20 protein-coding genes and 1 tRNA gene are annotated in these 18,594 nt (G+C 67.0%); 7 read left to right on the top strand and 14 right to left on the bottom strand.

The window, feature by feature from the left end; translation table 11 throughout:
• Window positions 1-181: 181 nt before the first annotated feature.
• The 6 genes from rlmB to ARTB_RS18815 all read right to left on the bottom strand — a co-directional run bounded on the left by rlmB (window position 182) and on the right by ARTB_RS18815 (window position 5,407).
• Window positions 182-1,183: a 23S rRNA (guanosine(2251)-2'-O)-methyltransferase RlmB gene (gene rlmB, locus ARTB_RS18840; RefSeq protein WP_028276342.1), complete on the bottom strand. Its 1,002-nt coding sequence runs from the start codon at window positions 1,181-1,183 to the stop codon at window positions 182-184.
• Window positions 1,184-1,318: 135 nt separating this feature from the next.
• Window positions 1,319-2,767: a cysteine--tRNA ligase gene (gene cysS, locus ARTB_RS18835; RefSeq protein ID WP_243181857.1), complete on the bottom strand. Its 1,449-nt coding sequence runs from the start codon at window positions 2,765-2,767 to the stop codon at window positions 1,319-1,321.
• Window positions 2,768-2,882: 115 nt separating this feature from the next.
• Entirely contained in the window at window positions 2,883-3,242 is a 360-nt protein-coding gene (locus ARTB_RS18830; RefSeq protein ID WP_079552067.1) for a hypothetical protein, read from the bottom strand.
• Between the two features lie 120 nt (window positions 3,243-3,362).
• Window positions 3,363-3,881, bottom strand: a complete 519-nt coding sequence (ispF, locus tag ARTB_RS18825) for a 2-C-methyl-D-erythritol 2,4-cyclodiphosphate synthase (RefSeq protein WP_243181856.1) — start codon at window positions 3,879-3,881, stop codon at window positions 3,363-3,365.
• Window positions 3,878-4,723: a 2-C-methyl-D-erythritol 4-phosphate cytidylyltransferase gene (gene ispD, locus ARTB_RS18820; protein WP_243181855.1), complete on the bottom strand. Its 846-nt coding sequence runs from the start codon at window positions 4,721-4,723 to the stop codon at window positions 3,878-3,880. Before ispD ends, ispF begins: the two co-directional genes overlap by 4 nt.
• A 201-nt stretch (window positions 4,724-4,924) precedes the next feature.
• Entirely contained in the window at window positions 4,925-5,407 is a 483-nt protein-coding gene (locus ARTB_RS18815; RefSeq protein ID WP_026266570.1) for a CarD family transcriptional regulator, read from the bottom strand.
• A 326-nt stretch (window positions 5,408-5,733) separates the two neighbouring features.
• On the opposite strand from ARTB_RS18815, the gene ARTB_RS18810 reads away from it, so the two are divergent.
• On the top strand, window positions 5,734-6,303 hold the full coding sequence (locus tag ARTB_RS18810) for a hypothetical protein (protein WP_243181867.1): 570 nt from the start codon (window positions 5,734-5,736) through the stop codon (window positions 6,301-6,303).
• Window positions 6,304-6,467: 164 nt separating this feature from the next.
• Here the strand turns inward: ARTB_RS18810 and ARTB_RS18805 are convergent, their stop codons facing one another.
• Both ARTB_RS18805 and ARTB_RS18800 read right to left on the bottom strand, forming a co-directional pair.
• Window positions 6,468-7,148, bottom strand: coding sequence for a response regulator transcription factor (locus ARTB_RS18805; protein WP_028276348.1), 681 nt, complete (start codon window positions 7,146-7,148; stop codon window positions 6,468-6,470).
• Window positions 7,145-8,377 carry a sensor histidine kinase gene (locus ARTB_RS18800; protein WP_028276349.1) on the bottom strand — a complete coding sequence of 411 codons (1,233 nt, stop codon included), beginning with the start codon at window positions 8,375-8,377 and terminating at the stop codon, window positions 7,145-7,147. The genes ARTB_RS18805 and ARTB_RS18800 overlap by 4 nt, the downstream gene beginning before the upstream one ends.
• Before the next feature lie 207 nt (window positions 8,378-8,584).
• On the opposite strand from ARTB_RS18800, the gene phoU reads away from it, so the two are divergent.
• Window positions 8,585-9,247 (top strand): phosphate signaling complex protein PhoU, encoded by a 663-nt coding sequence (gene phoU, locus ARTB_RS18795; RefSeq protein WP_079552056.1) that lies wholly within the window; start codon window positions 8,585-8,587, stop codon window positions 9,245-9,247.
• 165 nt (window positions 9,248-9,412) lie between these two features.
• Here the strand turns inward: phoU and ARTB_RS18790 are convergent, their stop codons facing one another.
• Complete coding sequence (locus ARTB_RS18790; RefSeq protein ID WP_243181854.1) at window positions 9,413-10,159, bottom strand: phosphoglyceromutase; 747 nt, start codon at window positions 10,157-10,159, stop codon at window positions 9,413-9,415.
• Window positions 10,160-10,337: 178 nt separating this feature from the next.
• Here ARTB_RS18790 and ARTB_RS18785 point away from each other — a divergent pair, with 178 nt between their 5' ends.
• Complete coding sequence (locus tag ARTB_RS18785; RefSeq protein WP_243181853.1) at window positions 10,338-11,186, top strand: class I SAM-dependent methyltransferase; 849 nt, start codon at window positions 10,338-10,340, stop codon at window positions 11,184-11,186.
• A 13-nt stretch (window positions 11,187-11,199) separates the two neighbouring features.
• Here the strand turns inward: ARTB_RS18785 and ARTB_RS18780 are convergent, their stop codons facing one another.
• Together ARTB_RS18780 and ARTB_RS18775 are read right to left on the bottom strand one after the other, a co-directional pair.
• Window positions 11,200-11,559: a DUF2516 family protein gene (locus tag ARTB_RS18780; protein ID WP_028276353.1), complete on the bottom strand. Its 360-nt coding sequence runs from the start codon at window positions 11,557-11,559 to the stop codon at window positions 11,200-11,202.
• Window positions 11,560-11,568: 9 nt separating this feature from the next.
• Window positions 11,569-12,765 (bottom strand): trans-sulfuration enzyme family protein, encoded by a 1,197-nt coding sequence (locus ARTB_RS18775; RefSeq protein ID WP_243181852.1) that lies wholly within the window; start codon window positions 12,763-12,765, stop codon window positions 11,569-11,571.
• Window positions 12,766-12,899: 134 nt separating this feature from the next.
• On the opposite strand from ARTB_RS18775, the gene tmk reads away from it, so the two are divergent.
• The 4 genes from tmk to ARTB_RS18755 all read left to right on the top strand — a co-directional run bounded on the left by tmk (window position 12,900) and on the right by ARTB_RS18755 (window position 16,526).
• Entirely contained in the window at window positions 12,900-13,556 is a 657-nt protein-coding gene (gene tmk / locus ARTB_RS18770; RefSeq protein ID WP_028276354.1) for a dTMP kinase, read from the top strand.
• On the top strand, window positions 13,553-14,695 hold the full coding sequence (locus ARTB_RS18765; protein WP_243181851.1) for a DNA polymerase III subunit delta': 1,143 nt from the start codon (window positions 13,553-13,555) through the stop codon (window positions 14,693-14,695). The genes tmk and ARTB_RS18765 overlap by 4 nt, the downstream gene beginning before the upstream one ends.
• 60 nt (window positions 14,696-14,755) lie before the next feature.
• Window positions 14,756-16,339 (top strand): alpha/beta hydrolase, encoded by a 1,584-nt coding sequence (locus ARTB_RS18760; RefSeq protein WP_243181850.1) that lies wholly within the window; start codon window positions 14,756-14,758, stop codon window positions 16,337-16,339.
• 114 nt (window positions 16,340-16,453) lie between these two features.
• Window positions 16,454-16,526, top strand: a tRNA-Thr gene (locus ARTB_RS18755).
• A 186-nt stretch (window positions 16,527-16,712) separates the two neighbouring features.
• Here the strand turns inward: ARTB_RS18755 and ARTB_RS18750 are convergent.
• The 3 genes from ARTB_RS18750 to ARTB_RS18740 form a co-directional block, all read right to left on the bottom strand.
• Window positions 16,713-17,144, bottom strand: a complete 432-nt coding sequence (locus ARTB_RS18750; RefSeq protein ID WP_043435689.1) for a DUF805 domain-containing protein — start codon at window positions 17,142-17,144, stop codon at window positions 16,713-16,715.
• A gap of 173 nt (window positions 17,145-17,317) precedes the next feature.
• Window positions 17,318-17,494, bottom strand: a complete 177-nt coding sequence (locus ARTB_RS18745) for a hypothetical protein (protein WP_243181849.1) — start codon at window positions 17,492-17,494, stop codon at window positions 17,318-17,320.
• A gap of 225 nt (window positions 17,495-17,719) precedes the next feature.
• Window positions 17,720-18,475: an HNH endonuclease family protein gene (locus ARTB_RS18740; RefSeq protein WP_439954150.1), complete on the bottom strand. Its 756-nt coding sequence runs from the start codon at window positions 18,473-18,475 to the stop codon at window positions 17,720-17,722.
• Window positions 18,476-18,594: the final 119 nt, after the last annotated feature.

Below are 18,594 nucleotides of genomic sequence, written 5' to 3'. Positions count from 1 at the left end.
TTTAACCGAAGCGCTCCCCCACAAGAAGTGAGGGAGCGCTTAGCCGTTTACCGCGAAAGGTGAGGGAGCGTTTGACGTTTTACGACCAAAGGTGAGGGAGCGTCGGAGACGGGACCGGAGTTTTGCTAAGGAGCGCATCGCCGACCAGAACCGAGTAAGGCCGCCTGCGGCCGCTCGAGGACTACTTTGCGGCGCGCTGGCGGGAGATTTCGTAGAGGGAGATGCCGACGGCCATGGAGGCGTTGAGGGATTCCATGGCGGAGTCGATCGGGATGGAGACGATCTGGTCGCAGTTTTCGCGGACCAGGCGGCTCAGGCCCTTGCCCTCGGACCCGACGACGATGCATACCGGTTCGGTGGCCAGGGTGAGCTCGGGCAGCGAGACGTCGCCGTCGCCGTCGAGACCCAGGACGTAGATCCCCATGTTCTTGAACGCCTTGAGCGTGTTGTTCAGGTTGGCCGCGCGGGCGACGGGGACGCGGACGGCGGCACCGGCGCTGGTCTTCCAGGCCGAGGCGGTGACGCCCACGGAGCGGCGCTCCGGGACTACGACGCCGTGGCCGCTGAAAGCCGAGACGGAGCGGATGATCGCGCCGAGGTTTCGGGGATCGGTGATGCCGTCGAGCGCGACGAAGAGCGGGGCGTTGGCTACGTGGCCCTTCTTCCAGGCCTCGAGGGTTTCTTCGGCGAGCTCGTACGCGTCCTGGTATTCATACGGCGGGATCTGCAGCACGAGGCCCTGGTGGATGGCGTCGTCGGTCATCCGGTCGAGCTCGGGCTTGCCGGTTTCCATCAGCGGGATGCCGCGTTCGGCGGCCAGCTTCAGGGATTCCTTGACGCGGTCGTCCATTTCGATGCGGACTGCGACATGCAGGGCCTTGGCCGGGATACCGGCGCGCAGGGCTTCGACCACCGAGTTGCGCCCGGTGACGACCTCTTCGGTGGCGCGACCCTTGGGACCGGAGCGGCCGGTGCGGGCGGCGGCGCTGGTAGTGCGGCTTCCGCTGGCGCGCTTGGCCTCGGAGCGTTCGGCGAGCTGCTTGTTCTTGAACGCCTTGTGGTAGGGGCGGTCCTCCGCCTTCGGCGTGGGGCCCTTGCCCTCCAGAGCCTTGCGGCCGTGACCGCCGGTTCCGACGGAGGGGCCCTTCTTCAATTTGACCGAGCGGCGACCGTTGTTGGCCATGAGTTTCACCCTTTAAATACGCGATTCGTTGACAAGTCTGACCTCCAGTCTACTGACTCGAGTAAAATCCACGATTTCGGGGTGGCCCGGAAGGGACGACGGCGGCCCACTTCACCGGCCGCCGGCAACGGGGGTTTAGCCGCGCTTCAGGCTCCAGCTCGCCCCGTCCGGGCCGTCCTCGACGACGACGCCGGCTGCGGCCAGCGTGTCCCGGATGGCGTCGGACGCTGCCCAGTCCTTGGCGGCCCGGGCGTGGGCGCGCGCCTCCAGCTGAGCCTCGACCAGGACGCCAAGTGCGGTGTTGGCTTGGTCGTCGGCCGCCGGCGTTGCGGTGGCGTTGAGGCCGAGGACGTCCAGCATGGCGGTGACGCTGGCCAGCGCCAGACCCGCGGCGTCGAGGTCGCCGTCGGTGAGAGCCGTGTTGCCGGCACGGACGGTCTCGTGGAGCACTGCCAGTGCCTGCGGAACGTTGAGGTCATCGTCCATGGCCACCCCAAAAGCTTCCGGGACAGAACCAGCGGATGCATCCGGTCCCGGGTCGGGCAGGACCCGGCTTGCGCGGCTGATGAACCCGTCAATCCGTTCGACGGCGGCGGCCGCCTCCTGCAGCGACGTCGGCTGGTAGTCCAGGACCGAGCGGTACTGCGCCTGGCCGAGGTAGTAGCGGACCACGCGGGCCGGGGCGAGTTCGAGCATTTCGGCCGGGCTGACGGTGTTGCCGATGGACTTGGACATCTTCTCGCCGGCGTAGGTGACCATGCCGTTGTGCATCCAGAAGTTCGCGAAGCCGTGGCCCGCCGCCTGGGACTGCGCCATTTCGTTTTCGTGGTGCGGGAAGCGCAGGTCCAGGCCGCCGCCGTGGATGTCGAACTCGGTGCCGAGGTACTTGGTGACCATGGCCGAGCATTCGAGGTGCCAGCCCGGGCGGCCGGCGCCCCACGGGGAGGACCAGCTCGCCGTCGTCGGCTCGCCGTCCTTGTAGCCCTTCCACAGCGCGAAGTCGCGGGGGTCCTTCTTGCCGCGGGGGTCCGCGTCCGGGGCGCCCTGCATGTCGTCGAGTTTCTGCCGCGTCAGCGAGCCGTACTTGGACCAGGAACGCACGTCGAAGTAGACGTCGCCGGAGTCGTCCAGAGCCGGGTAGGCGTGGCCTCGGTCGATCAGCTGCTGGATGAGGGTGTGCATTTCCGGGATGTGGCCGGTAGCGCGGGGCTCATAGGTGGGGCGGGAGACGCCCAGGGTGTCATAGGCCTTGAGGAATTCCTGCTCGTAGCGGTAGGCCAGGGCCCACCATTCCTCGTTGCGGAGGGCTCCTGGCTCGTCTTCAAAGTCGGCGCCGAACGAGGCGGCCGATTTGGCAAGGATCTTGTCGTCGATGTCGGTGACGTTGCGGACTGCCGTCACCCGGAAACCGCGGTACTGCAACCAGCGGGTCAGCTGGTCGAACGCAATGGCCGAGCGGATGTGGCCGACGTGTGGCATGCCCTGGACGGTGGCTCCGCAGTAGTACAGGCTCACCTTGCCAGGTACCAGGGGGACGAAGTCGCGGACTTCGGCGGATGCAGTGTCGTAAAAGCGCAGGGTCACCGCTCCAGATTAGCCGATGGCGCTCCGGGGCCTGACCCGCGGCTTTGCCGGCACGGCGCAGGCCGGCACGGCGCAGGCCGGCAGGCCAGCCGCCGGAGACGGCCGGTGCAGTGGCCTACTTGCAGTATTGGCCGATCTTGTTGATCTGCTCCGTGAGCTGGGCCGTCTGTTGATCCGTCTTGGTTCCCGTAGGGCTCGCCGCAACCTGCTTCATAATCTCGGCCATCTGCTGGATCGGGGCGCCCACCTCCGGCGCTACCTTGTCCGCAACCTCCTGGTAGTGCTGGCCAATCTGCCCTGCCTGCTCCTTCGCGCTCCCGGAGGGCACGAAGGTGTCGGTGTTGAGGAACTTACAGCTTTCCTCGACGCTGAGCTTCGGAGTGGCGCTAGGCGTTTGGGGCGTTGTCGTGGAGGCGGCACAGCCGCTCAGCATGGTCCCTGCCACGAGTACGACGGCGGTCAGCAGCTTCTTCACGGCAGGTCTCCTGGCAGTTCGGAACGGGTGTCTCGCTTGGGTCTTCCCTCAAGCGTAGGGGACCGGGGCCGGCTGTGCTTAACCTGCGGTGATTAGCCTGCCGTGCTTAACCTGCGGTGATTAGCCTGCCGGATACACGAGCGCTGTAGCCACGGCTGAGATCCCCTCGCCGCGGCCGGTGAACCCGAGCCCGTCGCTCGTGGTGGCCGTGACGCTCACCGGCGCCGCGGCAGCAGCGCTGAGGACCTGCTGGGATTCCTCCCGCCGCGGGCCGAACTTTGGCCGGTTCGCCACGAACTGAACGGCGATGTTGCCGATTTCGAATCCGTGGGCGCGAACAATCCTGGCGGCCTCGGCCAGCAGGGTCACGCCGGATGCTCCGGCATATTCGGGACGGTCCGTACCGAAGTGCGTGCCCAGATCCCCGATCCCGCAGGCCGAGAAGAGCGCGTCGGCGGCGGCATGGGCCACGGGGTCGCCGTCTGAGTGGCCGGACAGACCCCGCTCCCCCTCCCAGAAGAGGCCGCCGAGCCACAGCGGCTGCGGCTCCTCCTCGGCGGCGAAGGCATGGACATCGATGCCGATCCCGGTCCGGGGAATGACCGGGGGAACGACTGGCGGGTTGGCGGACATGCTCATCCCTCCACCCAGCGCAAGCCCAGGGGTCCTTCAAGAAGGCCTTCGGCCAGGATCAGGTCCAGGGGCGTGGTGATCTTCAGGGACTGGCTGGCGCCGCGTACAGCGTGGACCGGGACCCCGATGAGCTCCACAAGCATCGCGTCGTCCGTGACGAGGGCGGCCTGGCCGGCGTCGAACCCGGAGGCAGCCTCGTGGGCGCGCTTGAGGGTGCTCAGCGCGAATCCCTGCGGTGTCTGCACGGCGCGGAGCGACTCCCGGGGCGCCGTCCCGGTGACCAGCTCGGGGGCCACCGCGGCGCCGTCGCCGGTGGTCGGTTCCACGGTCTTGACGGTGTCGACGACCGGTATCACCGGGATGACGGCCGATGCACCGGCGCCGAGCGCCGCTGCCACGCGGTGAAAGACGGCTTCAGGCGTCAGCGCCCGGGCGGCGTCGTGGACCAGCACCGATTCGATATCGGGCAGGAGGGCCGCCATCGCGGCGCGGACTGAATCGGCGCGGTCCGCACCGCCGTCGACGACCGTCACGACGGGAACCCGGACGCCGTTGCCCGACGCTGCTCCGGCTTGCCCGGCCGCAAGCTCCTGCGTGAAGGCCTCGCACAGCGCCCGCAACTCAGTGTCACCCGGGGGGAGCGCAATGCAGATCTGCTGTGCGATCCCGGCAGCCGCCACACCGCGAAGGGCGTGGGTGAGGATGGTGTCCCCGCCGAGAGGCACCTTTGCTTTCGGCATGCCGTAGCCCAGGCGCTGGCCGGAGCCGGCGGCTACAACTATGACCGCCGTGGCGGGACCGGGCTGTGACGTATTCGCCTGTGACGTATTCGTCGGTGCAGTATCCATGGGCACAAGACTACGTCCCCGCGCCTCGGACCATCCCGTTGCCCTGGTTGTGGCTGCCCTGGAGCGCTCAACTCAAAGGGACCTCAACTGATAGCGCAACGGAGGGGGCGGCCGCTGAAAAGGGCAAAAAGAAGCCCCGGCGGCTGACGCCACCGGGGTTCGATTCTTAATCTGCGCCGGCCCTGTTGGGCCGGCCCTGTGCTAGGAAGCCAGGACCTCGTCGAGAACGCTTGCAGCCTTCTCTTCATCAGTCTTCTCAGCCAGTGCCAGTTCCGAAATCAGGATCTGACGGGCCTTGGCCAGCATGCGCTTCTCTCCCGCGGAGAGACCCCGGTCGTGATCACGGCGCCAGAGGTCACGGACGACCTCGGCTACCTTGATGACGTCACCGGAAGCAAGCTTTTCCAGGTTTGCCTTGTAGCGACGCGACCAGTTGGTGGGTTCTTCAGTGAACTCGGCCCGCAGCACATCGAACACGTGCTCCAAGCCTTCCTTGCCCACTACGTCCCGAACCCCTACCAGGTCAACGTTTTCTGCTGGAACTTCAATGGTCAGATCACCCTGAGCCACCTTGAGCTTGAGATACATCTTCTCTTCGCCCTTGACGGTGCGCATCTTGATTTCTTCAATTTTGGCTGCACCGTGGTGAGGGTAAACTACTGTCTCGCCGACCTCAAAAACCATGTGGACATTCCCCTTTCCCGCAGACCAGTTTATCACGATTAAGGCATACAACTGGCATCAAAAGGTGCCTGGAACCGCATGAATCCGGGGGAAATGGCCGCAATCCGCCCCCTCAAACCCCTTGACGAATGCGGATAATAGTGCCTGCGGCCCTAACTGCCAAGAGGTTTCCGTCCCCCGCCGAGCCGGGACCCGTCGCCGGAGGAGCACACGTGGCCGCGCTTGTGTGTAGTCGCCGAATCCTTGTTTGCGGCCGATTGCGGCTAGGCTATGGCTGAATAATGTTTCAAGACTCTCAAGGAGTGCGTGACGTGCGTTTCACTGCGATGAACCGGGGCCAGCGCGGCAAGCTGGCAATGGCAACGGCTGCACTTGGCATCGGCCTGTTGTCCCTGACCGGCTGCGGCTACATCAACGCCCAGCAGACCACGGAGCAGTACGCGGCCTCGGACGGAACCCGGACGGATCTCGGTGCGCTGCAGCTGCGCAACTTCATCATCGTCTCCGATGGCGAGGACAAGCCGGGCCGTGTGATCGGCGCCGTGTACAATACCTCCTCCAACGACGTGGTGCTGACCATCAAGGGTGCGGAGGGCTCGCAGACCCAGGTTCCGGTCAAGAAGAACTCCTACACCATGCTCAACGACTCCACCGACGCCGCGATCCTGACCCCGGCCGGCGCCAAGCCAGGCGCCGTCCTCGAGGTCACCATCTCCGAGAACGGCACCAACAAGGAAGCCAAGTTCACGGTTCCGGTCATGGACGGCACGATCGTCGACTACAAGTCGTACCTGCCGACGCCGGCGCCCACCGGGTCCGGCACGGCCACGTCGACGGAGGCGGCTACGCCGACCGAGACGGCCACACCGACGCCGAGCAGCACGGCCGGCCACTAGCTTCAACGGCTGGACCTATTGCAAAAGGAGGGGCACCTGCAGGTGCCCCTCCTTTTGTGTGTCCCCTGATGTACAACTGCGCCGGACTTCCAGCGGCCCGGCAGCAGGGCAGTCGGGCTGCAGCGGCCCGGCAGCAGCGGCCGCCGGGCTGCCTCTTCCGACCTTTAGGGCTCGAACTTGTAGCCCAGCCCCCGGACCGTGATCAGGTACCGCGGCGCGGACGCATCCGGCTCGATCTTGCTGCGCAGCCGCTTGACGTGGACGTCGAGGGTCTTGGTGTCCCCGACGTAGTCGGAGCCCCAGACCCTGTCGATCAGCTGCCCGCGGGTCAGGACCCGGCCGGAGTTCCGCAGCAGCATCTCCAGCAGCTCGAACTCCTTGAGCGGCAAGGCGACCTGCTCGCCCCCGACGCTGACCACGTGGCGTTCAATGTCCATCCGAACAGGACCGGCCTGCACCGTGGTGGAGACAAGCTCCTCCGGCTCGCTCTGGCGCCGCAGGACGGCCCGGACCCGGGCCACGAGTTCCCGCGAGGAGTAGGGCTTGGTGACATAGTCGTCGGCACCCAGTTCTAGCCCCACCACCTTGTCGATTTCCGAGTCCTTGGCCGTCAGCATGATCACGGGCACCCCGGAGCGTTGCCGGAGTTGGCGGCAGACCTCGGTGCCGGACTGGCCAGGCAGCTGCAGGTCCAGGAGCACGAGGTCGGCGCCGTTGCGGTCGAATTCGGTGATGGCGTCCAGTCCGTTGTCCACCACCTCCACTTCGAAGCCTTCTTTACCCAACAGGTAGGACAGGGGGTCGCTGAAGGACTCCTCGTCCTCGACAATCAGAATCCTGCTCAAGCGGTAGCTCCTTGCTCATGGACGCCTGCGGCGTCACGTCGTTGCGGTCTGGGGTCCCGACTGGAAGTTTGGGCAGCGGGCTTGCCCGCCTCGGGGACGTCCCCGTCGTCCTGCCCTTCTATCTCGGGAAGTCGAATGGTGAACGTGGAACCCTGGCCGAGCCGGGACCACAGGGTCACCTCGCCGCCGTGGTTGGAAATGACGTGCTTGACGATGCTCAGGCCAAGACCGGTGCCGCCGGTCTGCCGCGAGCGGGCAGCATCCACACGGTAGAAGCGCTCAAAGACGCGCTCCTGGTCCTCGGCGCTGAGCCCATCGCCCTGGTCCGTCACCGAGACCGCCACGAGACCGTCCTTGGCCCGGATGCCCACGCCCACCTTGGTGTTCTCCGGCGAGTAGCGGATGGCGTTATCGATCAGGTTGCGCAGGGCGGTTACGAGAAGGTCCTGGTCGCCGTAGACCAGGGCATCGGCGTGCCCGCCGACCACCAGCTGGATGTTCTTACTCTCGGCCGGCAGCACGGAGCGGTCCACGGCCTCGCTGACCACAAGGTTGATGTCCACCGGGCGGCCCTGCTGCGCGACGTTGGCGCCCTGGAGCCGGGAGAGTTCAATGATGTCCTGGACAAGCGCCGCAAGCCGTGTCGATTCCTTGTGCATGCGCTTGGCGAACCGCTTCACCGCCTCGGGGTCGTCAGCGGACGACTCGAGTGCCTCGGCCAGGAGGGAGATCGCCCCGACCGGTGTCTTCAGTTCGTGGGAGACGTTCGCGACGAAGTCGTTGCGGACTTCCTCGGTGCGGGTGAATTCAGTCCGGTCATCGGCCAGCAGGAGGACATATTCCTCCGTGATGACGGCGGCCCGGACCTGGACAACGATCGTGCCCTGGCCGAGCGGGCCGCGCGGCAGTTCCAGCTGCTGTTCGAGGATGACGCCGTCCCGCCGCACCTTGGCCGTCAGTTCCAGCAGCTGCTGGTGGACCACCGTGTGCCCGCGGACCAGGCCGTAGGCGTAGGCGGCGGGGCTGGCGCGGACCACGCCGTCGATCGCATCCACCACCACGAACGCGCGGCCGAGGACGGCGAGCACTTCCGCGGCCCCCTCGGGCAGCGAGGGGTCATCGACGTCGACATCGACAATATGCCGCTGCTGCTCACTGACCCGGAACGCGAGTACGCCGAACATGCCAAACGAGAGGCCGATCAGGCCGGCGATCACGCCGATGAGCATTGGATCCACGGCTCCAGCTTATGCTCTGCCACGTGACCGAAACCGAAATCTCCTGCGATTCGGGCAGCGGTTCAGCTAACGTTCACCTATTGGGGCGTAACAGTTCACCGGACCCTGAAAGAGTTGACAGTTGGAGCGCCGGTAGGTGAACCGAAATAGGCCCGCCACTTCGATTGCAGGCAATATTTCCGAGGAAAGGACGCACACGTGCGTAAGGTTTTTCAGGAGGAGCTCGCCCAGGTAAGGGAACAGCTCGTCGAGATCTCAGCGCTGGTCACAGAGGCCATCGATAAGGCCACGACAGCTTTCCAGGGCGCCGATATCGACCTCGCCGAGGACGTGATTGCCGCCGATGCCCGCATCGACTTCCTGCAGAACAGCCTCGACGAGCGGGCCATCGACATCCTCGCCCTCCAGGGCCCGGTGGCGAGCGATCTGCGCATGCTGGTTGGTTCGCTCCGGATGAGCGCCTCGCTCGAACGCATGGGCGACCTCGCCCGGCACCTGGCCCAGCTGGCGCGTCTGCGCTATCCGGCGTCAGTGGTCCCGGACCAGCTGCGGGAGACCTTCAAGGCTTTCGCGGAACAGGACCTGCTGATCGCCCAGAAGCTCACGGAGCTGCTGGCAACCCGCGACCTCGGCGTGGCCCGGGAGATCATGAAGGCCAATGGCGCCGTCAACGACCTTCACCTGAGCGTTTTCCAGGCGATCGCCCGCAGCGACTGGCAGGAGTCGCCGGCCACCACGGTGGACGTTGCCCTGGCCAGCCGCTACTTCGAGCGCTTCGCGGATCACGGCGTCTCCGTGGCCCAGAAGGTCACGTACCTGGTGACGGGCGCGTGGCAGCCGAGCACGATCGAGCACAACTGACTCCGGCCGACTGCGGCTGACTCAACCGCAGTTACAACGGCGCCGGTACAACGGCGCTGATAGCACCGCGCTGAACGAACGACGGCGTCCGGTCACCTTGGGGGTGGCCGGACGCCGTCGTTTGTGCTCTGTGCCTTGCTTAGTGCCTGGCCGGGCGGGGGCCGGTTACTTCTTGCCCTGGTTGGCGACGGCCTTGATGGCCTCGGCGGCGGCCTCGGGATCGAGGTAGGTGCCGCCCGGGTTCAGCGGCTTGAAGTCCTCATCCAGTTCGTAGACCAGCGGGATGCCGGTGGGGATGTTCAGGCTGGCGATGTCCTCGTCGCTGATCCCGTCAAGGTGCTTGACGAGGGCGCGGAGCGAGTTTCCGTGGGCGGTGACCAGGACGGTCTTACCGGCCCTGAGGTCTTCCTTGATGTCTGATTCCCAGTACGGCATGAGCCGGATCAGGACATCCTTGAGGCATTCGGTGCGCGGGATGGCGTCGCCGAGGTCCGCGTAGCGCGGGTCCCCCACCTGGGAGAACTCGGAATCGTCAGCCAGGGGCGGCGGCGGGGTGTCGTAGGACCGGCGCCACAGCATGAACTGCTCCTCGCCGAATTCGGCGAGGGTCTGGGCCTTGTCCTTGCCCTGCAGCGCGCCGTAGTGGCGCTCGTTGAGCCGCCAGTCGCGCTTGACGTCGATCCAGCCGCGGTCGGCTTTTTCCAGGGCCATGTTGGCCGTGTTGATGGCCCGCTTCAACCGCGAGGTGTAGAGGATGTCGGGGAGGATGTTGTTCTCCACGAGCAGCTCGCCGCCGCGCACCGCCTCGGCACGGCCCTGGTCATTAAGGTCAACGTCCACCCAGCCGGTGAACAGGTTCTTGGCATTCCAGTCGCTGTGGCCGTGGCGCAGCAGAATCAGCTTGTAAGTCATGGTTTTCATCCTAGCCGAGCGGTTGGCGGCGGTGCCGAGCGTTACACCGCGCGCGCTTCAGAGCGTGCCTCACCTCCTGCTTCACCGCCCGCTTCAGGGCAACGCGGGGTCGCTCCCGGCCCGTCCAGCGGCCACCACGGAAATGAGGTGACCCCGCGTTGGAGGATAGGCTTGGGCGGTGGTGCAGAAGGCTGAACGGGTGCTGGCCCCCCGGAACAAGGGCGGAACGAGGGGCAGCGCGCGCGGCGGCAGGCCCGTGGGTAACGTGACCCGCGGAATCACGAACCCCAACCGGATGCGCCGCGTGGACCGCTGGCTGACCGGGCCCCAGGCATGGCGGCTGCGGACCGCGGCCCATCCTCTCGCCGTCGACCTCGGGTACGGCGCCTCACCGGCCACCGCCGTCGAACTCTTCGAACGCCTCGCCGCGGTCCGCGGGGACGTACAAATGGTGGGGATCGAAATCGAACCGGAGCGCGTCCGGCAGGCCCAAGCCCTTGAACGGCCCGGCCTAAGGTTCCAGCTGGGCGGCTTCGAACTGCCCATGACCGGAGAGCCCGTGCTGGTCCGCGCCTTCAACGTGCTGCGGCAGTACGAGGAAGCCGACGTGGCGGGCATCTGGCGGCTGGTGCAGGACCGGCTGGCCCCGGGCGGGCTGTTCATCGACGGCACGTGCGATGAAATTGGGCGGCGCGCCGCCTGGGTGGCGCTGGACGTCGAGCGGCCGCTGAGCCTGAGCCTGTCCATGCGGTTCGGTGCCTTCGTGCTGCCCTCCGACGTTGCCGAAAGGCTGCCGAAGGCCCTGATCCACCGCAACGTGCCCGGCGAGAAGATCCACGCCTACCTACAGGCGATGGACCAGGCCTGGCTGGAAGCGGCGCCGCTGGCGGCCTTCGGAAACCGGCAGCGCTTCGGGGCGATGTGCCGCGCACTGCTCGACGCCGGCTGGCCGATCCAGGACGGCCCGTCCCGCTGGCGGCTGGGCGAAGTGACGGTCGGCTGGGAAGCCGTGGCCCCGGGAGCTTAGGTGCCGCCGGTGGTCACCAGGGGCCGTAGGGGCCCATGTTGCTGCCGCGGCCGCGGCCGGCGTCCTTGACGGCGGGGCGGACGTCGGCGAGGTACACGGACGCGGCCGTCACCGCTGCAAGGCCGAAAATCCCGAGCGAACTGGCGCCGCCACCGCTGCCCAGCTGCGAGAGCAGGGAAAACAGTCCCACGGCGAACGCGCCGCCGGTCAGGGCCAGCCAGAAGGTCTTGGTCCGCTTCGATACGGCCTCGAACGCGTTGGCCTTGTGCCGGAGGCAATCGAAAAACGCCCATGCCTCAAGGACAAAGGCCACGACAGCCAGGACCAGGTAAACCCCGGATTCGACAAAGTAAATGAGTATGCGTCCGTCCACTCCCCCAGCCTAGCCGTCCAGAGTGCCCAATGCCTGCTCCAAATCGGCCCAAAGGTCTTCCACGTTCTCAATGCCCACGCTCATCCGGACCAGGTTGTCCGGCACGCTCTCCGGCTCGGCGGCGTGCCGGCGCCGGCGTTCGATCAGGGATTCCACCCCACCCAGCGAGGTCGCGGGGAGCCAAAGCTGCAGGGCGCGGATCATGCGGTCCGCGGCGTCCGCGCCGCTGAGGCCCCTGCCCTGCCCACCCACCGGTGCCACCTCGATGCACAGGACGGAACCGAAACCCTTCATCTGCTCCTTGGCCCGCGCGTGGCCGGGGTCCGAGGCCAGCCCGGGGAAGCGGACGCCGGCCACCTTCGGATGACCGTCGAGCCGCTCGGCCAGGATTTGGGCCGACGCCTGCGAACGCTCGATCCGCAGCGCCAGGGTGCGGAGCCCGCGCAGCGCCAGCCATGCCTCGAATGGTCCGGCGATTCCGCCGTGGATGGTGCGGTGGTGCAGCAGGGCGGCGCGGAGACCGGCGTCGGACGTCACCAGGGCACCGAGTACGACGTCGGAGTGGCCGGAGAGGTACTTGGTCACCGAATGCAGCACGACGTCGGAGCCCAGGCTCAGGGGCTGCTGCACCAAGGGCGTGGAAAAGGTGTTGTCCGTGACGACGATGGCGCCGGCCTCGTGCGCGGCGGCGGTCAGGGCCCGCATGTCCGCGACCCCGAGCATGGGGTTCGTGGGGCTCTCCAGCCAGAGCATGCTGGCGGCGCGCCCGCCGGCCGGGGCAAGCGCCGCAAGTACAGCGTCGGTGTCCGCGATATCCACCGTCCGCAGCTCGAGGAACCCTTTGGCCGCCAGTTCGGTGGCCATGGTGACCGACCCCGCATAGCTGTGCGACGGCATGACGAGCACGCCCTGGGCGGGCACCAGGGACAGGGCCGAACTCACGGCGGCGAGTCCCGAGGCGTAGAGCAGGCCCGGCAGTTCCGAGCCCTCCAACTGGCCCAGCGCCTCTTCAAAGGGGTCCCACGTGGGGTTGGAATACCGGCCGTAGCCGCGGTCGCCGTCGCCCAGCGGTCCCGTGCCGAAGTAGGTCGAGGACAGCACCAGCGGCGGGTTGACCGGTTCGTCGCGGGTGCGCGGCGGGCGCCCTGCCGCGACGACCAGGGAATCCGGCGAAAGCGTGGCGGCCTGTTCTTCAGTAAGACTCATGAGGACAGGGTACGTGGGCGCCCGGCAGGGTACCCAAGCCGTTACGCCGCAGACTATCCGCAGACTGGAGTGTCGGGGATTGTCGGTACTCTTGAACGGTGACTACCCAGAGCCCCGGAGCGTCCGGCCGAAAGTTGACCGGCCTGTTGCCCGGACTGTTTATTGCCTTCGAGGGCGGAGACGGCGCCGGCAAGTCCACGCAGGCGGCTGAACTCGCCAAAGCCCTGGAATCGGATGGTTTTACCGTGCTGCGGACCCGGGAACCGGGCGGCACGGCGATCGGCGAGAAGCTGCGGTCCCTCGTGCTGGATCACGGCCACGGCCACATCGATGCCCATACCGAGGCCCTGATTTTCGCGGCATCCCGGGCGGCGCACGCGAGCCAGGTCATCCGCCCCGCCCTGGAACGCGGCGAAATCGTCCTTACCGACCGGTACATCGATTCCTCGGTCGCGTACCAGGGCGCCGGCCGAGGCCTCGGAACGCAGGCGGTCCGGGACATCAATGCCTGGGCCACATCGGACCTGCAGCCGGACCTGACGGTACTCCTCGACGTCGAGCCCGCCGTTGGCCGGCAGCGGCGCACCGCCGGCGAGGCCGCCGAAGACCGCCTCGAGTCCGAGGCCGACGAATTCCATGCCAAGATCCGGGCGGCCTTCCTGGACCTCGCCTCGGCCCGGCCCGAGGCGTATCTGGTGTTGCCCGCCCGGCTGCCGGTCGCCGAACTCGCTGCCCGGATCCTCGAGCGCGTCGAATCCCTGCTGGCCGTCACCCAAAGCAGCACAGCATGACGGTCTGGGACGACCTCCAGGGCCAGGACGCCGTCGTGGCCCAGTTGCGCCAGGCGGCCCAGAACGAAGGGCTCACGCACGCGTGGCTTTTCACCGGACCGCCCGGCTCCGGCCGTTCCAACGCCGCGAAGGCGTTCGCCGCGGCCCTGAACTGCGACCAGGAGGACGTCAGCCTGCGCGGCTGCGGCGAATGCCCGGCGTGCCTGACCATCCTCGGCGAAACCCATTCCGACGTCTCGTTCGTGCGCACGGAGAAGGTCACCATCACCATCGACGAGGCGCGTGAGCTCGTGTCCACCGCCGGGAACCGGCCCTCGTCGGGCCGGTGGCGGATCATCGTGGTGGAGGACGCGGACCGGATGGCCGAGCGGACCACCAACGTGCTGCTCAAGGCCATCGAGGAACCCACGCCCCGCACCGTCTGGATGCTCTGCGCCCCCTCCCCCGCCGATGTCCTGGTGACCATCCGCTCCCGCTGCCGGCCGGTGGCGCTGCGGCTTCCGCCGGCTGCCGCCGTCGCTGCACTGCTGGTGAAGCGCGACGGCGTGGACCCGGCGGTCGCCGAGCGCGCCGCCCGCGCGGCGCAGAGCCACGTCGGGATCGCCCGCCGCCTGGCCCGGGACCCGGAGGCCCGGGAGCGCCGGCTCGAGACGGTGCGGTTTCCGCTGTCCCTTCGCGGCGTCACGGCGGCGGTCATGATGGCCGAGAAACTGGTCAAGATCGCCACCGAGGAAGCCAACAGCTCCAACGACGAGCGCGACGCCGCCGAGAAGACGGCGCTTCTGGCCACTCTCGGGGCACCCGAAAGCGGCACGCTGCCGCCAGCCATGCGGAGCCAGGTCAAGCAGCTCGAGGACGACCAGAAGCGCCGCGCCAAGCGTTCCGTCACCGACTCCCTTGACCGCACCCTGACGGACCTGTTGTCCTTTTACCGGGATGTCCTGATCATCCAGATGGGGAACGCAGTGGAACTCGTCAACGTTGAACTCAGAAGCGAACTCGAAGACTTCGCCTCCCGTTCCACCGCCGAAGTGACCCTTGCCCGAATGGACGCCATCAACAAGGCCCGCACGCGGATCACCACAACCAACGTGGCCCCGCTGCTGACGATCGAGTCCATGGCTTCCAGCCTTATTTGACGGTTCCGGCCGCTCCAACGATCATCTTCGCTTTCGTTCCTAGCCTCCAAGGAGAACCGCATGAAGCCTGCTCGACCCCAGTCCGCAAGATCCAGATCCCTGGCGATCGGCATGCGGGCCGTCGGCGCCGTGGCCCTGGCCCTCACGCTGGCCTCGTGCACCCTCTTCGGCGGCGGGGGCGGCAACGGGTCCAGTGCGCCGGCATCGGGGGCGGCGGGGCAGGCGGACCCGTCAATCGTGGCGGCCGCGCCGGCCGAGCTGCGCAGCTACTACTCCCAGCAGGTCGACTGGAAACCGTGTGAAGGCAACTTCCAGTGCGCCAAAATCAAGGTTCCGCTGGACTACAGCAAGCCCGACGGCGAACGCATCGAGCTTGCCGCCATCAAGCTCGCCACGACAGGCGACAAGAAGGGCACCCTGATGGTCAATCCGGGCGGCCCGGGCGGCTCGGGGTACGACTTCGTCAGGGATGCGGCCAACACCAATATTTCGGACAAAGTCCGGTCCGCCTACGACATCGTGGGCTTCGACCCCCGCGGCGTGAAGCGCTCCGCCCCGGTCACGTGCCTCACGGACAAGGAACGCGACGCGTCCCGCGCCAAGACCTACGCCCTGGACACCGACGCCGGACTAGACGAGGCCCTGGCCGACAACAAGGCCATCGCTGCCAAGTGCGTGGAGAAAACCGGGCCGGTGCTGGCCCATATCGACACCGTCAGCGCCGCGAAGGACCTCGACATCCTGCGCGGGGTGGCCAACGACTCCAAGCTGAACTACCTCGGTTACTCCTACGGGACGCTCCTCGGCGCCACCTACGCATCGCAGTTTCCGGACAACGTGGGCCGGTTGGTCCTCGACGGCGCCCTTGACCCATCGCTGAGCAACGAGGAACTGACCCGCGACCAGGCCGTGGCCTTCGAAAAGGCCCTCCACGCCTATGTCGCCAAGTGCCAGCAGACGTCCGGATGCCCCCTCGCGGGAAGCACCGAGGAAGGTGTCCAGCAGATCCGCAACGCCATCAGCGCGGCCGAGGCGAACCCGCTGCCGGCGAAGGACGGCCGGAAGGTCTCGGGCTCCACGTTTGTCAGCGGCCTCATCATCCCGCTCTACAACAATGACAACTGGCCGATCCTCACCCGGGCGCTCGCCACCGCCCTGGCCGGCGACGGCACGGGCATGTTGCAGCTGGCCGACTTCGGCGCCGACCGCGATCCCAGCGGCACCTACACGTCAAACAGCACCTTCGCCTTCAACGCCATCAACTGCCTGGACTACCCGATGGTGTCCGACACCGCGTCCATGCGGGCCGAGGACCAGAAGCTGCGCCAGCTGTCGCCCACGCTGGGCTACTACTTCGCCTATGGCGGCAGCAACTGCAAGGACTGGCCGTACAAGAACGTCCGGACCCCTGCCCCGGTCGATTACAAGGGCTCGGCCCCGATTGTCGTAGTTGGAACCACCGGCGACCCGGCTACGCCCGTGCAATGGGCCAGTTCCCTGCGCAAGCAGCTTGGGAACGCCTCGCTGCTGACCTGGAAGGGTGAGGGCCACACGGCGTACGGCCGTTCCAACAGCTGCATCGGCAACGCGGTCGATGACTACCTGGTGGACGGAAAGGCCCCGGCGGACAACACCGTCTGCTAGGTCCGCGACGGGGCCGCATGGCGGCTTCGGTCGCTCATTTTGACCCGGACGCCGGGACTCTATTACAGTTGTCTCTTGCATGATCCGCCCGGTTCACAGGGCATTCATGTGGTTGCTTCCTTAGCTCAGTTGGTAGAGCGTCTCACTCGTAATGAGAAGGTCGCCAGTTCGATTCTGGCAGGAAGCTCGGGAAGAACCCCGTATCACCGTTGACTCAACGGGGATACGGGGTTTTTTATTGGTTGCGGCGGGACGGGTCCGGACGGGGCCGCATCGGGCCAGGAACCCCGACCCAGAAGAAGGCCCCGCAGCCCTCAGGGGCGGCAGGGCCTTCTTGTAGTTCGCGCGGGGTCAGTGGGTGCGACCCGGATGCTTATGCGGGGACGTCGAACCGCTGGCCCTCGGGTTTTGATTCCAGCAGCGTGAAGACGAGGAGAATGATGCCGCCGATAAACGGGATGAGGACGATGAGGTACATCCAGCCGCTGAAGTTCGAGTCGTGGAGTCGACGGACCGTCAGGGCCAAGGACGGGACAATGACTGCCAGGAACCAGACGGCTGCCAGGATGAGCCCGATCATATAGGCGGGGCCGGGGACGCTGGCGCCGTTGGGGCCCAGTTTTGCGCCGGCCGCCCCACCGGCAAGCATGATGACGTTCAAGACGATCGAGACGAGACCGGAGACGAGCATCCACCACCAGTATTCGCTCCGGCTGGCGCGGCCGGAGAACGTCCCGTACTTCTTGAAGAACCGCGACGCGGCCTCTGGCAGGGAAGCGCCGTAGAGCGGTGCCCAGAGTGGCACGGGCCCGGATCCGTGAGCCGGGTACGCCGCAGCGGCGTACGGGTTCGGCGCCCACCCCGGGTTCTGCCGGGGCTGCTCGCTGGGCCACCTCTGCCGGCCGGTGCCTTGCTGAGAATAATGCGGATCTGACATGTGATGCTCCTTCACTGGTGTGCCGGGTGGATCCGGGAGGGTCAGGGGACGTCGGCCGCGGCGGAATCGCTGAAGTGTGGCGCCTGGCTCGGCGGGGGCAGGACATGGGCCTGGGCACGCTCGGCACCGCGGCGTTGCGCGTTATGGACCTCGAGGCGGTGACGGCCCGCGATGACGGAGCTGGGACTGCTGCCGAGTAGCCGGCGCGGTTGTGCCATGGTTCCCCCAATACCGGGCGCCCCAGCGGGCCCCCGGCTGTCATGCTACCGGCGTTTTCGTCCCGTGGGCACTATGGCATCCCGGAATGTTTCCGCAGGTCAGGGAGCAGAAAGGGCCGACACCTTGGTGTGCCGTCCTCAGGGCCGGAAGCTATTCGACGAGACGGAGATTTGGGCGCGGTTTAGGCGGCTCCGACGAAGGTACCCCTCAGGGATGCGGTGCCGCTATTTGCAGGTGGCGAGAATCCCGGCGATGGCGTCGTGCTCGGGAGGGGTCATCCAGAGCTTGTACTTGGCCTTCACAGCAGTCTGGCGGGCGACGTATTCGCACCGGAACGCCTTGTTGGCCGGCAGCCAAGCATCGGCCGAGGAGTCTGACTTCTGCTGGTTCGCGGGGCCGTCGGCGGACATCAGGTTCAGCGGATCGTTGGCGAGCTGGAGGCGCTGGCCGGCGCTGATCTGCTGGGCGCCGGTCTGCCAGGCCAGCGACAGGGGAATAATGTGGTCGATCTGGACGTCGGCCGAGTTCTCACCACGGGTGAAGGTGATGGTCTTGCCGGTGTACTTGTCGGCAAGCTTGCCGGAGGCGATGACGCAATCCCTGGTCCCCGGCTTGGTCGTCACGTCGGTGAGGTCACGGCGGAGCATGTCGTTGCGCGTGTCGCAGCCGTTGTGGTCTACATCGGACCAGGCGGGACCGAACTGCCCACGGCTGTACCCGGTCTTTGGGGCCTTGCCCTTCACCGGGATGGACGCCAGCTGGGCTACGGCCGCGGCGGCCTCGCCCGGGTGCGCGGCACCGGCACCGGCACCGGCACCGGCACCGGGACCGGGAGCCTGGGATGCGGCCGCGCTGTGTACGGCGTCTGCGATTTTGGCGCCAACGTGGGCTGCGGCATCACAGCCGGCGAGGGAGCCTGCGAGAAGCAGGCCGGCAAGGACGGTCAGGGACTTGGTGGCGGCGGAGCGGGAGATGTTCATGCCAATCATGAGTGCGGCGAAAATGACCAGATTACCCGCACCCCGTTCCGTGCCCGCGCAGGCCGGAGCATGGAGTCGCTCACGTGAGGCTGTGGCCGCGGCTCCTAGCTGCTTCTCGT

The sequence above is a fragment of the Arthrobacter humicola genome (assembly GCF_022803015.1).
Classification (GTDB): domain Bacteria; phylum Actinomycetota; class Actinomycetes; order Actinomycetales; family Micrococcaceae; genus Arthrobacter; species Arthrobacter humicola_A.
The sequence above is the reverse complement of the archived record's forward strand: the minus strand, read 5'-3'. Positions and strand labels throughout refer to the sequence as shown.

Bases quoted from the DNA above. Each gene is read 5' to 3' on its own strand.
- rlmB (WP_028276342.1), bottom strand. From the start codon at position 1,183: ATGGCCAACAACGGTCGCCGCTCGGTCAAATTGAAGAAGGGCCCCTCC.
- ispF (WP_243181856.1), bottom strand. From the start codon at position 3,881: ATGAGCATGTCCGCCAACCCGCCAGTCGTTCCCCCGGTCATTCCCCGG.
- ispD (WP_243181855.1), bottom strand. From the start codon at position 4,723: ATGGATACTGCACCGACGAATACGTCACAGGCGAATACGTCACAGCCC.
- ARTB_RS18815 (WP_026266570.1), bottom strand. From the start codon at position 5,407: ATGGTTTTTGAGGTCGGCGAGACAGTAGTTTACCCTCACCACGGTGCA.
- ARTB_RS18810 (WP_243181867.1), top strand. From the start codon at position 5,734: ATGAACCGGGGCCAGCGCGGCAAGCTGGCAATGGCAACGGCTGCACTT.
- ARTB_RS18800 (WP_028276349.1), bottom strand. From the start codon at position 8,377: ATGCTCATCGGCGTGATCGCCGGCCTGATCGGCCTCTCGTTTGGCATG.
- ARTB_RS18790 (WP_243181854.1), bottom strand. From the start codon at position 10,159: ATGACTTACAAGCTGATTCTGCTGCGCCACGGCCACAGCGACTGGAAT.
- ARTB_RS18775 (WP_243181852.1), bottom strand. From the start codon at position 12,765: ATGAGTCTTACTGAAGAACAGGCCGCCACGCTTTCGCCGGATTCCCTG.
- ARTB_RS18765 (WP_243181851.1), top strand. From the start codon at position 13,553: ATGACGGTCTGGGACGACCTCCAGGGCCAGGACGCCGTCGTGGCCCAG.
- ARTB_RS18760 (WP_243181850.1), top strand. From the start codon at position 14,756: ATGAAGCCTGCTCGACCCCAGTCCGCAAGATCCAGATCCCTGGCGATC.
- ARTB_RS18745 (WP_243181849.1), bottom strand. From the start codon at position 17,494: ATGGCACAACCGCGCCGGCTACTCGGCAGCAGTCCCAGCTCCGTCATC.
- ARTB_RS18740 (WP_439954150.1), bottom strand. From the start codon at position 18,475: ATGAACATCTCCCGCTCCGCCGCCACCAAGTCCCTGACCGTCCTTGCC.